The sequence below is a fragment of the Nonomuraea sp. GTA35 genome (assembly GCF_041950525.1).
Lineage (GTDB): Bacteria > Actinomycetota > Actinomycetes > Streptosporangiales > Streptosporangiaceae > Nonomuraea.
On sequence record NZ_JBGNUV010000008.1, the window covers coordinates 46,842 to 58,495 of the forward strand.

An 11,654-nucleotide genomic window follows, 5' to 3' on the forward strand; every position below is an offset into this window, starting at 1 on the left:
ATCCTCTTCTGCCGGGGCTTCCATCCGATGATCCAGCAGGCCCGCGCCGAGCGGCTCACGACCTGGGACGGCTGGCAGGACCTTTCGGCGCAGGCGGACGACCTGCCCCTGTCGCCGATCGAGCAGCACATCCTGCGCGCCCTGACCTGCCACGACACCGACGAGGCCGCAGCCCGCTCGGTCAACGTCTCAGTGCGCAAGTTCCGCGCCCACATCGCCGGCCTCATGGCCCGCCTCGGCGCGTCCACCCGCTTGCAAGCCGCCCTGCGCGCCAAGGAACGCGGCTGGCTGTGACGTGCAGGTTCCTGCAGTCCTGCGTGCAACCGTTCGCTCTACTCCCCGACCGTCCCGGACAAGATCCTGGAGTCACGAATCGTTTGCACGTCATCAACACCCGCACCTCGGGGGCCTGGCACGTCGGTGGCTCAGAAGCGGGCGCCGATGTCGGCGCCGTTGCTGGGTCGCAGGAAGGTGGAGGACGGGATCGAGCCGTCGGCGGTGCGCGGGCCGGTGCTCGTGCCCGGATCGGTGCTGGTGAACGTCCAGGTGCCGCCGAGGTTCCAGGAGTTGCCCGAGCTGGACGACGAGCCGAGCGCGGCCTGGGTCTGGTTCGCCACCGACAGGTTCTTGGTGAGGACCGACACGGAGTCGGCGTAGTCGAAGCCGGTGCCGCCGTTGCGCCAGGCGGTGCTGCGGTCGGTCACCAGGCGGCCCGGGTTGCCGTTGTCGGTGAAGCCGTCCACCGCGTTGTCGTAGGCGATGGAGTTGCGGACGACGTGGCCGACCGCCGGGTCCGGGTCGCCGCCGCCGAGCTTGAAGCCGTTGCCGTCGCCGGTGTAGTCGGGCAGGTTCCACCGGTTGAAGCCGTTCCCCCAGGCCACGGACGACTCCACGGTGACCCCGCTGAGGAACATCCAGAAGTCCAGGCCGTCGTCGGAGTTGTTCCAGAGCCGGGCGCCGCGGATCACGTTGCCGCCGCCGGAACCCTCCTTGATCGCGACGCCGTCGGCGCTCTCGCCGTTCTTGCGCGGGTCGCGGTTGCCGTAGCTGTCCAGGTTGATGATCTGGTTGTCGCTGGACGCGCCCTGCAGGTGCAGCCCGGACTCGTAGTTGTCCCTGGTGACCAGGCGGTCGAAGACGTTGCCGTTGGTGTCGAGACCGAAGATCCCGTACGGGCCGTGGACGATCTCCAGCCCGATCAGCCGCCAGTGGTCGCCCTCGATGTGCACGGCGCCGCGCTCGGCGCGCGGGATGCTGGAGCCGACCGCGCCCGGCGTGTACGGCATGTTCTCGCCGTCGATGATCACCCGTTCCCGGTTGTACGCGGTCATCGTGATCGGCAGGGCGGCCGTGCCGTTCTTGACGAGCTGGATGTTCGTGCTCGGCGCGTACGTCCCGCCGCGGATGAAGATCGTGTAACCGGGCTGCGCCAGGTCCACGGCGCGCTGGATGGTCCGGAGCGGGGCGGCCAGGGTGCCGGGGTTGGCGTCGTCGCCGTCGGTCGCCACGTGGAGCGCGGTCTCCGGCTGCTGGCCGCCGGCCTCGACGTCGAGGTGGTCGACGTTGGGCAGGCCGGCGGAGCCGGTCGGGTGGAGCCTGATGGTGTTGGAGCCGGCGTTCAGCTGGACGGTCGCGGTCTTGGTGACCCAGGTGGACCAGGCGCCGGTGCCTTCGAAGGACAGGGTCTGGACGGTGGAGCCGTTGACGATCAGGCCGGCGGGGCGCGACGTGGTCGTTCCGTTGGCGAAGCGGATCCCGAGGGTGGCGGTGCCGGCGGCGGTGGCGTTCACGGTGAACTGGGCGTGGGCGCCGGCGGCGTTGTCGGCGTTGCAGAAGCCGGCGCCGGAGTAGCCGGCCCAGTTTGACTCGATGGCGCCGGTGCAGACCGCCGGTGACACCTCGGCCTCGTAGCGGGTCGGCGCCGCGTACGCGGGCGAGGGTGACAACGCGGCGTAGGTGCCGGCCACCAGGCCGGCACACGCGAGGACAGCTCTGAGGCGCATCGCCCATCTCCTCGGTAAGCGCTTTCCGGGACGGCGCCGAGTCAAGCACAGCGCGGCCGGGCACGGGAAGCGGCGACTGCCGACCTGGCTGCAAACGGCCGGCTGGTCCCCGCGAACGGCATGCGGGCGCCAGCCGCGCAAGAGGAATTCGCGCAGTTCGGCGCGCGTGACGACGGAGCCGCCGGCGCCCGCGCCCGGTATGGCCGCCGCGATGAAACTTTCACCGGAGCCGGTGGGTCAGGTGAAGAGGCGGTACGGGTGCACGCCGTCCACCAGGCCCAGGTCGGGTGGATGGATGCTGTAGCCGAGCATGCGGCGGGCCCGGCTGCTGAGCTGCCGCGCCACATGCCTGCCGGGGGAGAGGGCGAACGCCTCCCGGGTGCGCAGCCACGGCTCGCAGTAGTGCGCGGTGACGGTGAGGGCCGTCGCCGGTTGCGGGGGGCGGGCGTGCCAGAGGGTGCCCAGGAGGATGGTGCAGGAGCCCGGCGGGGGAGTCAGGGGGACGCCCGGTCCGGTGGGATCGCCGGCGGGCCAGCGATGGCTGCCCGGCCACACGGTGAGGGCGGTGCCGGCGTCGAGGGCCCAGAGGGCGGCGACGGACAGGGCGGGACGCGGGCGCGGCAGCGGGTACGGCTCGTCGTCGTAGCCCGGCGGCCGGGCGGGCGCGCCAGGGCCCACCTCGACGACCTCCAGCTGGGACAGCAGGTAGTTGGGCAGCAGGAGCCGGTCGAGGAGGGGGAGCACGCGCGGGTGGTCGATGAGCGGGTCCGCGGCCCGGGTGTTGTGGAGCACGCCGTACACGCGGCGGAGGTGACGCGACCGGAACGGGTCGCGTCCCGCGGGCCCGAGCAGCGGCGTGAGCTCGGCGCGGATCCGGCGGCAGCCGCCCGGATCGAGCAGGTCGCGCAGGACGAGGTAGCCGTCCCGGTGCAACGCGGACAGGACGCCCCCGGCCCGCCCACCACCGGTCGTGGTGCCCTCGGACTGGCCGCCACCGCCCGCGACTCCCTCGGCCCGCCCGCCACCGCTCGTGGCGGCCGAGGCGCGTTCGTCGCCGGTCATGGCGCGCTCGTGGGTTCGGCGCCGAGGGCGGCGGTGCTGAACTGCCAGATCTCCTCCAGCACGGCGGCCCGCTCCGGACGGGGCTCCTGATCGAGCACGACGGCCAGGATCGATCGCATGCCGCCGACGACGGCCGCCGACATGAGCTCCGGGTCCCGCCCCCGGGTGACGGCGCCCTCGGCCTGCCCGGCGGCGACGTGTTTCGCGCCGAGGGCGATGACCCGCCGGGCGCAGTCGGCCTCCATGGCGGCGACCCGGGCGTCCCCGACCATGCGCCCGAGCACGACGGGGGCCAGCGGCTCGTCGTACACCCAGTCGACCCACCGGGTCAGCTGGGCCCGCCAGCGTTCGAGCCAGGTGCGGCCGGAGAAGTGGCCGAGCACGGTCTCGGTGACGAGCCGGTCGTAGAAGTCGGCGATCAGGGCGCTCATGAGGCCGCTGCGGGTGCCGAAGTAGCGGTACGGCAGGCCGGCGCTGAGCCCGGCGCGGCGGGCGACGGCCGCGACCTCGATGTCGCCGGTGTCGACGAGTTCGTCGGCGGCGGCCTGGAGGATGCGGCTCCGGGTGGTGGCGGCACGTTCGGACAAGGGCTCCACCCCGCTCATATTAGTTGAGTTCAACTCAACAATGAAGGACGGCTGGTGCGCCGTCGATCACCCGGTGCTTGCCTGAGGAGGTCGCCATGCGCGGATCCCGCCAGAATCAAGCCGAACGGCCGAGCTGCCGCGGGGAACCTGTGGGGGCTGCCAGAGGCGTGGCGGGCTGCGGTCGGGAACCGCTGAGCAGGAGGCTGCCGGCGAGGATGACCGCGGCTGCGGTGGCGCCGTGCACGCCGAAGGCGGTCGCGGCAGCACGATGATCATGTCGCCGAACGGGGTGAGTGCCATGGCCGGCATGACCCACCCGAGGACGCGGCGGTTCCCGATGGCGAGGATCGCGAGGATGACCAGGCCGGACACCACGTCCCGGATCCCCCTGACGGCGAGGAGTCCCGCGCCGCTCGCCACGGGGCCAGCTCGGCAGGCCGAAGCTGGGCGCCATGGACTGGGGAGCCGGCAGGTAACTCATGAGGCCGGAACTCCTGCCCGTAACTGCAGGTCACCATCCGAATCGAGTAGGCGAGCCCCACAGGCTGACTCGCGCCCCTACATGGAGCAATGAATCTTGTCAACGGCACAAGTCATCAAAATAAAGTTATGTCACATGATGACTTGCATCATTAATTTCTGATCTTGGTCCGACGTAGGTTGCAGGCGCCGACAAGTAATGATCACCGACTCCGGCGGCGCAACGATGCCGAACGGACGAGGTGCTCAGTGCTCGATGACCGTTCGGTGTCAGTGACCCTACAGGGCTCGACAGAGGAGATTTCATGATCCGTGCTCTTGGCAAGCTGGGTGACCGGCTGCTCGACAAGCTGCTGCCCACGACCTCCGCATCCGCTGACACCTGCTGGGACGAGACGAAGTTCGTCGGCTACGTCGTGCGCAGGACGTGCTGCATCGCCGCCGGTTACACGGCCTGCACCCCCTGGCGCTGACCGAGATCCCCGCCGAGTGACCGTCATGCAGTACGTGGCGTGGGCCTGCCGACGCGCGCTGGCTGCCGTCTTCCTGGTGGCAGTGCTCGGCAAGGTGCGCGGCAGGGACGCCTTCCGTGCCTTCCGCGCCTCCGTGCTCGACATGGTGGCGCTTCCGGCGGGCGGGGCGACCCTCTTGAGCGCCGCGGTGGTCCTCTCCGAGGCATCCATCATCGTGCTGCTGGCGGTCCAGCGGACGGCACCGGCCGGTTTCATGCTGGCCGGCGCCGTGCTGCCGGCGTTCTGCGCGGGAATCGCGCGGGCCGTACGCTCCGGCGCCCGGACGCCCTGCCGCTGCTTCGGCGCCACGGCGACCCCGTCGAGCGGCAGGCACCTGGTCCGCAACGCCGTCCTGCTCACCGTAACGGCGGCGGGCGGTACGGCCCAGCTGCTCACCGCACCGGGTGAGACTCACCCTGCCGCCGTCGCCATCGCGCTGGCCTGCGCCGGTGTGCTCGTTGTGGCCATCGTCTTCTTCGACGATCTGGCCGACCTGTTCGCCGGGCCGCCGCCGGCCTTCCGGCGAGCCGGCCTGTGAAGGGATTCCGATGTCGTACCTCGTTGTCGCCGTAGTCCTCGTCGGGGCCCTGTGCGCCGGGAACCTGCTGCTGACCCTGGCGGTCATCCGCCGCCTCCGCGAGCATTCGGCCCAGCTCGCCACCGACCGGCCGACGAGACCGCCCCTCGTGACACCCGGCACCGCGCTGCCCGGGTTCGCCTCCGCCGCGTCCGATGGCACGACGGTGTCGCGGGACTTCTTCACCGGGCCGACCCTGGTGGGGATGTTCTCCACCACCTGCGCCGCCTGTCACGAGCGCTTGCCCGAGTTCACCACCCGGGCGCGGTCGCTGGGGCCCGGGCGCGCGCTTGCGGTGGTGGTGGACGATCAGGCGGACGCCGGCGCGTTCGCCGCCGCCCTGACCCCGGTGGCGACCGTGGTCGCCGAGCCGCCGGACGGACCGCTGGGCAAGGCGTTCCAGGTGTCGTTCTTCCCGGCCTTCTATCTCGTCGACGGCCGGGCGGTGATCACCGCCGCGGCGCTCACCCCGGATGAGCTGCCGCTGGTGGCGCTCACGTGAAGGACCCCGAGGGTCCCGAAGGCCCTGCGGGGAGGGACTCCGGCGTGGGCCCCCTGTCTCGCCGCGGGTGGGTGGCGGCCGAGCTGGCCTGGCGGGCGCAGCCGGCCGCCGTGCTGGGTTCGCTGGCGACGGTGCTGCTCATGGGGGCGGCACCGGTGGCGACCGCATGGCTGACCAAGCTGGTTCTCGACACGCTGGCGAGTGGTGAGGGCCAGGACGGCCTCCTTCCCGTCGCGGCCGCCCTCGGAGTGGCGGGCCTGGCCCTGGTCGCCCTGCCGCATGTCTCCGAGTACCTGCAGGGACAATTGCATCGGGGGCTGCAGAGGCTGGTCTACGACCGGCTGTTCCGGGCCGTCAACGCCGATCCCGGGCTCAGCCGCTTCGAGAACCCCTCCTTCCACGACGAATTGCGGCTGGCCCACGAGGCCGGCCAGAACGCGCCGCAGCAGATCGTCGGCTCATCCCTGGCGATCTGCCAGGGCATCCTGACGCTGCTCGGCTTCATCGTCACGCTGACCGTGCTCAGCCCGGTCATGGTCGTCATCGTCATCGCCGCCGCGCTGCCGTCGGCCCGGGTACAGCTCGCGCTGAGCCGCCGCAGGGCCCGCACGATGTGGGGCATCAGCTCCAACACGCGCCGCCAGCTCTTCTACGGCGCCCTTCTCACCAGCCCCGACGCGGCCAAGGAGGTGCGGCTGTTCGGGCTGGGCGACTTCCTGCGCACCCGCATGCTCACGGAACTCCGGACCGTCAACGAGGCCGAGCGGGATCTGGACCGGCGGACGCTGCGCAGCCAGGGGCTGCTGTCCGTGCTGGGTGCCGCCGTCGCGGCCGGCGGCCTGCTCTGGGCCGTGCTGGCCGCCGCGGCGGGAGGGCTGAGCGTGGGGGACGTCTCCGTGTTCGTCGCCGCCGTCGCCGGGGTGCAGACGGCCCTGACCTCCATCGTCAGCCAGTGGGCCGGCGCGCACAACGCCCTGCTGATGTTCGGGCACTACATCGGCGTCGTCAGGGCCGAGCCCGGTCTCCCGGTGGCCGCGGAGCCCACCGCGCTGCCCCCGCTGCGGGAGGGCATCGAACTGCGTGACGTGTGGTTCCGCTACGACGACGAGCACCCCTGGGTGCTGCGCGGCGTGAACCTCTTCATCCCGCACGGCCACGCCGTCGCTCTGGTCGGCCTGAACGGTGCGGGCAAGAGCACCCTGGTCAAACTGCTGTGCCGGCTGTACGACCCGGTCCGCGGCTCCATCCACTGGGACGGCGTGGACCTGCGTGAGGTGCATCCGGACGACCTGCGCGCACGGCTCGGCGTGGTGTTCCAGGACTACATGTCGTACGACCTCACCGCCTCCGAGAACATCATGCTGGGTGACCTGGCCGCGGGCGCCGACCCGGAGCCCGTCCGGGCCGCCGCCCGGCGCGCCGGGATCCACGACACGCTCGACGCGCTGCCCAGGGGCTACGACACGCTGCTCAGCCGGATCTTCTTCGGCGACAGCGACGAGCGGCAGGCGGGAGTGACGCTGTCGGGCGGGCAGTGGCAGCGGCTGGCGCTGGCCCGCGCCCTGATGCGCCACCACCGGGATCTGCTCGTCCTCGACGAGCCGAGCTCCGGTCTGGACGCGGAGGCCGAGCACGCCGTCCACCTGGGACTGCGCCGGCACCGGGCGGGCCGTACCAGCGTCCTGATCTCGCACCGGCTGGGCGCCCTGCGGGAGGCGGACCTCATCGTCGTGCTGGACGAGGGCAAGATCTCCGAACGCGGTTCCCACAGCGAGCTCATGGCGCGGGGAGGGACGTACGCGCGGCTGTTCGGCCTGCAGGCCAGCGGTTACGAGCTCACGCCGGAGCCCTCTGCCGCGCCCCCGGAAGGCTGCGCCGGGGAGAGCCTGCGCACGACCACACCCAGCACCCGGTCTGCCGGGAGATAGCCCCAGTTCCGCGAGTCCGCGCTCATCGGTCCGTCGCCGATGACGACCAGCCGCCCCTCGGGGACCAGCGCCCCCTCGGGGGCGTTCACCGCGTGCGTGACAGCCGGCGGTACCGGATCACCGGGCAGTGCGGCCACCCGCTTGATGAGCCACTTCGAATCCTCCGGGGCGGACAGCGGACCGGTGCGCCATCGGCCTCCCAGCGCCGATTGGAAGACCACCACCTGACCCCGCCGGAGTTTCGAGCCGGCCACGCGGCGGATGAGCACCCGGTCTCCGGAGCGGTACAGCGGGAGCATGCTCGGGCCGGTCACCTGGACGATCACCAGCCGGCGCCGGGCGATGGCGAGAACGCCGACGATCACCGCCAGCAAGATCACTACGTACCGCACGGACTCACCCTAGCCGCCATCACCATCCGGCCAGGCCACGAAGGAATCCGGCAGCTGATCACCCCCAGCACCCGCGGGGTCGCCGCTCTCCCGAAAAGGCGATCATTCAGGCATACTGATGCTGCTTGACCATGATCACTGACTGATGGGGGCCGATTGTGGTGACTTCTGAGAACAACTCCGAGCAAGGCATCAGCCGGCGACGGCTCCTGACCTCGGCCTTAGCCGTCGGCGGTCTCTCGGTGGGCCTGGCGGGCCTCCCGGCCGGTGCCCAGGCGGCCTCCCCGTCCGCGGGCAGTGCCACCCGCCGCGCCGCCCGTGCAGCCGCGCGCGGCGCCGAGACGTGGGAGAACATCATCGAGAAGACGTCCTTCAACAGCTGGACGGCCTTCGACCAGGTGTGGGCCCGCAACTACCCCAGTACCTTCGGCGACGTCACGACGCACAACGGCGCCGCCAAGATGCTGGACAGCCAGGTCTCCCTCTCCGGAGGCGTGCTCACCCTGACCGCGACCCGGCTGTCCCAGCCGGCCGGGACCAGCTCCCATCCACCGAAGGCCCCGCTGTGGTGGAACTCCGGCGCCATCCACGCCAAGCAGCAGATCGTCATCAACGATCAGTTCCCCGAATACGACATCGAGGGCGAGTTCAGGACGGACACCGGCCCGGGCATCTGGCCGGCGTTCTGGCTGACCGGGGTCGACGTGTGGCCGCCGGAGACCGACATCCTCGAGTACGTCGGGCAGGACGGCGCATACCCTCAGAACCTCTTCAACACCTGGAACGCCACCAGTACGGGCGACGACAGAGAGTTCGAGGACAGCGGCAACTACGTCACCCGGACGACCGAGCAGACCACCGCCGAGACCGATCCCAGGAGCAAGTTCATCAAGTACCGCGTCTGGATGTACAAGGACGGCAACGACGTCAGGCTCGAGTACTCCTTCGGCGGCAACTGGGTGGCCGACCATCTCGGCAAGGGCTGGGCCGGCATCCCGATGTGGCTCATCATCAACCTGCAGATGGGCACGTACGCGTCCGGCCTGGACGACGAGAGCTCCCCGGGCTGGGCGGACCAGTTGCCGGGGCCCACCGGCAACACCTACTTCCGGGCCCAGAACGTATGGGTCGGGCGCACGCGCGCCTACTGATCGAGACGGCTCGCCGGGTGGCCGCCCTCCACCTCCGGGTTCAAAGACATGTCGCGACGCGGATCAGGTCGGCAACCGCACGGAGGCGGCTGTGCGGCGGCCAGGCGATCACCGTTGTCACGGGCGGAGCGTCCAGGACCGGCACGGCGGCGAGGTCCCGGCGCAAGTCGGCGGCGGCTGACTCGGGAATGACCGCAGTGGTACGGCCGAGCGCGATCAGCTGGAAGAGCTGTGTCAGGTTCCGTACCTCTGCGCCCGGCCCTTCTGGGTAGCTGCCGCCGGGACCGGGCCAGCGGGCCATCGGGAGCTCTGGCAGCGTGGTGACGTCGGCCATCCGGACCCGGGAGCGGCCGGCGAGCGGGTGCGTACCCCTGGACGTGACCGGCGACGGGAGCGTGGCCGCCGCGGTCCAACTGATCGGCAAGCGGGCAGGACGGCTCGACGTACTGGTCAACACCGCCGGCGTTGCCGGCGGCTGGCCGGAGGAATCCACGACCATCGACCTCGAGACCGTCCGGTGACTGGTGGAGACCAACGTCATCGGCGTCATCAGGGTCACCAACGCGATGCTGCCGTTGCTGCGCCGCTCGGAGCGCCCGCGGATCGTCAACCAGTCCAGCCACGTCGGCTCCCTGGCCCTGCAGACCACGCCCGGCGTCGACCTCGGGGGGATCAGCGGGGCCTACGCGCCGACGAAACCTGACTCAACGCCGTCACCATCCAGTACGCCAAGGAGCTGAGCGGCACCAACATCCTGATCAACAACGCCTGCCCCGGTTACGTGGCCACCGACCTCAACGGATTCAGCGGGACCCGGACCCCCGAGCGGGGCGCGGCGATCGCCATCCGGCTGGCGACCCTGCCGGACGGGGGCCCGACCGGCCGGCTGTTCGACGACAACGGGGTCGTACCCTGGTGACCTGACCTTCGGATGCGTTTCTCGTCGATCGAAGCGCGGCCGCCCCTCCGCATGGCCGACTCGGGTGCGAAGCGGGTCTTCGGCTCGGCGCGGGCGTTGTGCCGGCGGATGCAGGCGGCGATGGCGGCGAGCATGCGCATCAGCACCACGATCGCCCGCCGCGGCCCCTGCAGACAGGCTGCTGACCGTGAGACGGCACGTCGATCACCCGGCCAAGGCTGCGAGCCGAACCACTAGTCGATGAAGTCGATGTTCGGGTGGCGCGGGGACTCGCCGTCGAACAGGTGCCGGTCCCGTCCGAGAAGGTGCAGGTCGAAGAAGGCGCCGATGTAGTCCCGTTGCGCGGCCAGCGAACGACGGGGGTCGATGGTGCCGATGACCGCCTCACGCTTCTGCGGCGCCACGCGCGCGCCGAGTTGCGGCACGATGATCTGCAGATCGCTGTAGGCCAGGTGCGTGCTGCCGCCGCGCAGGAGCAGATCCCGCTTCCAGCCTCGCTGGCCGGCCCAGAAGTCGGCCCAGCTCCGGTCGAATTCGGGATTCCGGTGCGTGTGCTCGAGCAGCTTCCCGTTCCCGTCGACGCCCTCGGCGCCCATCAGGAGGAACGGCCTGTCCAGGCCGCGTTTGGCGACCTCGCCGGGCACGTAAGGACTTCCCGGGGGATAGCCGATCTCGGTCGCCATCGCGCCGTCCAGGTTGATCCCGGCGTCGATGCGGCGGTCGTGGACCATCGTCTCGCCCGCGGTGAACCCGCCGTAGGAGTGCCCGTAGGCGCCGACCCGGGACAGGTCGAGCGACCGGCCGAGCCCGCGGGGGAGCGGACGCTTCCCCGCGTCGGGGTTCTCGCCCCGGTTGATCTTCGTGAGCTGGTCGAGGACGAACCGGCTGTCGGCGACCCGGGCGTCGAGCGCCTTCTTCTCGTCATCGGGGCCTTCACCCCCGGACACCGCGAGTTCGAGTCGCCCGCCGGGGAACTCGACCGCCGCGCTCTCGTAGGTGTGCGAGAGCGAGACGACCACGTAGCCGCGGCTCGCCAGATCGTCGATGATCCCCGTGTACGTCTCCCGCGGGACGCCGAAGCCGGGGGAGAAGAGCGCGACCGGCTTCGGCGCGCCGTGCGCCACCGGGACGCCGGTCTCGGCCCTACGCTTGGCCGATGCCCAGTCGATGGAGCCGGCCGGGAGATCGAGGTAGTCCTCGCCCGCCAGCGCCTGGTCGACGACGGTGCTCATGCCCGGCGTGAGCCACGGTGCCCGCGGGCCCTCGGCGAACCGGTCCGCCGGGTAGGTGAGGGTGACCATGAGTTCCCGGCGCCGTTCCGGTTTCCACGGATCGGGGCGGGAGGGGTCGACGAGGTGGAGGTCGGCGGTGCCGACGTCGTACCGGCCGATGAGGGCCGGCGCGGAGAGCTTGGCCTGCTCGGCCGCCACGGCGGGAGCGGTCGCGGTGAGCCCGCCCGCGAGCGCGAGCCCCGCGATCAGCGCCGAACCTCGCACCGCCCTGGTGTGTCTCGATGACACTGCTGGTGTCCTTCCGGAACG

16 protein-coding genes are annotated in these 11,654 nt (G+C 71.2%); 9 read left to right on the plus strand and 7 right to left on the minus strand.

From position 1 onward, the window contains the following. The first annotated feature begins 27 nt into the window (after window positions 1–27). Entirely contained in the window at window positions 28–294 is a 267-nt protein-coding gene (locus ACBJ32_RS32000; RefSeq protein WP_375129893.1) for a hypothetical protein, read from the plus strand. Between the two features lie 131 nt (window positions 295–425). Here ACBJ32_RS32000 and ACBJ32_RS32005 read toward each other — a convergent pair whose 3' ends face one another. The 4 genes from ACBJ32_RS32005 to ACBJ32_RS32020 all read right to left on the minus strand — a co-directional run bounded on the left by ACBJ32_RS32005 (window position 426) and on the right by ACBJ32_RS32020 (window position 4,072). Continuing rightward, complete coding sequence (locus tag ACBJ32_RS32005; protein WP_375129894.1) at window positions 426–2,003, minus strand: carbohydrate-binding protein; 1,578 nt, start codon at window positions 2,001–2,003, stop codon at window positions 426–428. A 237-nt stretch (window positions 2,004–2,240) separates the two neighbouring features. Then, window positions 2,241–3,065, minus strand: a complete 825-nt coding sequence (locus tag ACBJ32_RS32010; RefSeq protein WP_375129895.1) for a phytanoyl-CoA dioxygenase family protein — start codon at window positions 3,063–3,065, stop codon at window positions 2,241–2,243. Beyond that, window positions 3,062–3,652, minus strand: coding sequence for a TetR/AcrR family transcriptional regulator (locus tag ACBJ32_RS32015; protein WP_375129896.1), 591 nt, complete (start codon window positions 3,650–3,652; stop codon window positions 3,062–3,064). The genes ACBJ32_RS32010 and ACBJ32_RS32015 overlap by 4 nt, the downstream gene beginning before the upstream one ends. Window positions 3,653–3,718: 66 nt before the next feature. After that, window positions 3,719–4,072, minus strand: a complete 354-nt coding sequence (locus tag ACBJ32_RS32020; protein WP_375129897.1) for a DUF4267 domain-containing protein — start codon at window positions 4,070–4,072, stop codon at window positions 3,719–3,721. Window positions 4,073–4,437: 365 nt separating this feature from the next. On the opposite strand from ACBJ32_RS32020, the gene ACBJ32_RS32025 reads away from it, so the two are divergent. From ACBJ32_RS32025 to ACBJ32_RS32040, 4 genes are read left to right on the plus strand one after another with little or no spacing between them, the layout of a single operon-like run. Then, the gene (locus ACBJ32_RS32025; protein ID WP_357891595.1) at window positions 4,438–4,605 is read left to right on the plus strand and encodes a hypothetical protein; all 168 of its coding nucleotides are present in this window, start codon (window positions 4,438–4,440) and stop codon (window positions 4,603–4,605) included. Window positions 4,606–4,630: 25 nt separating this feature from the next. After that, window positions 4,631–5,182 (plus strand): MauE/DoxX family redox-associated membrane protein, encoded by a 552-nt coding sequence (locus ACBJ32_RS32030; protein ID WP_375130287.1) that lies wholly within the window; start codon window positions 4,631–4,633, stop codon window positions 5,180–5,182. Window positions 5,183–5,192: 10 nt separating this feature from the next. Further along, entirely contained in the window at window positions 5,193–5,723 is a 531-nt protein-coding gene (locus tag ACBJ32_RS32035; protein WP_375129898.1) for a TlpA family protein disulfide reductase, read from the plus strand. 44 nt (window positions 5,724–5,767) lie between these two features. After that, the gene (locus tag ACBJ32_RS32040; protein ID WP_375129899.1) at window positions 5,768–7,651 is read left to right on the plus strand and encodes an ABC transporter ATP-binding protein; all 1,884 of its coding nucleotides are present in this window, start codon (window positions 5,768–5,770) and stop codon (window positions 7,649–7,651) included. On the opposite strand, the gene ACBJ32_RS32045 is transcribed toward ACBJ32_RS32040, so the two are convergent. Next, on the minus strand, window positions 7,552–8,043 hold the full coding sequence (locus ACBJ32_RS32045) for a S26 family signal peptidase (RefSeq protein WP_375129900.1): 492 nt from the start codon (window positions 8,041–8,043) through the stop codon (window positions 7,552–7,554). The genes ACBJ32_RS32040 and ACBJ32_RS32045 overlap by 100 nt on opposite strands. Before the next feature lie 158 nt (window positions 8,044–8,201). Here ACBJ32_RS32045 and ACBJ32_RS32050 point away from each other — a divergent pair, with 158 nt between their 5' ends. After that, entirely contained in the window at window positions 8,202–9,194 is a 993-nt protein-coding gene (locus ACBJ32_RS32050) for a hypothetical protein (RefSeq protein ID WP_375129901.1), read from the plus strand. 40 nt (window positions 9,195–9,234) lie between these two features. Here the strand turns inward: ACBJ32_RS32050 and ACBJ32_RS32055 are convergent, their stop codons facing one another. Next, window positions 9,235–9,528, minus strand: coding sequence for a hypothetical protein (locus ACBJ32_RS32055; RefSeq protein ID WP_375129902.1), 294 nt, complete (start codon window positions 9,526–9,528; stop codon window positions 9,235–9,237). A gap of 43 nt (window positions 9,529–9,571) precedes the next feature. On the opposite strand from ACBJ32_RS32055, the gene ACBJ32_RS32060 reads away from it, so the two are divergent. Genes ACBJ32_RS32060 through ACBJ32_RS32070 form a run of 3 tightly spaced genes read left to right on the plus strand, consistent with a single transcriptional unit; the run spans window position 9,572 to window position 10,113 of the window. Next, a complete protein-coding gene (locus tag ACBJ32_RS32060; protein ID WP_375129903.1) occupies window positions 9,572–9,715 on the plus strand; it encodes a hypothetical protein in 144 nt (47 codons plus the stop codon). Window positions 9,716–9,718: 3 nt separating this feature from the next. After that, window positions 9,719–9,934: a hypothetical protein gene (locus ACBJ32_RS32065; protein WP_375129904.1), complete on the plus strand. Its 216-nt coding sequence runs from the start codon at window positions 9,719–9,721 to the stop codon at window positions 9,932–9,934. Between the two features lie 41 nt (window positions 9,935–9,975). After that, window positions 9,976–10,113 (plus strand): hypothetical protein, encoded by a 138-nt coding sequence (locus ACBJ32_RS32070; RefSeq protein ID WP_375129905.1) that lies wholly within the window; start codon window positions 9,976–9,978, stop codon window positions 10,111–10,113. A 233-nt stretch (window positions 10,114–10,346) separates the two neighbouring features. Here the strand turns inward: ACBJ32_RS32070 and ACBJ32_RS32075 are convergent, their stop codons facing one another. Next, a complete protein-coding gene (locus ACBJ32_RS32075; RefSeq protein ID WP_375129906.1) occupies window positions 10,347–11,633 on the minus strand; it encodes an alpha/beta hydrolase family protein in 1,287 nt (428 codons plus the stop codon). Window positions 11,634–11,654: the final 21 nt, after the last annotated feature.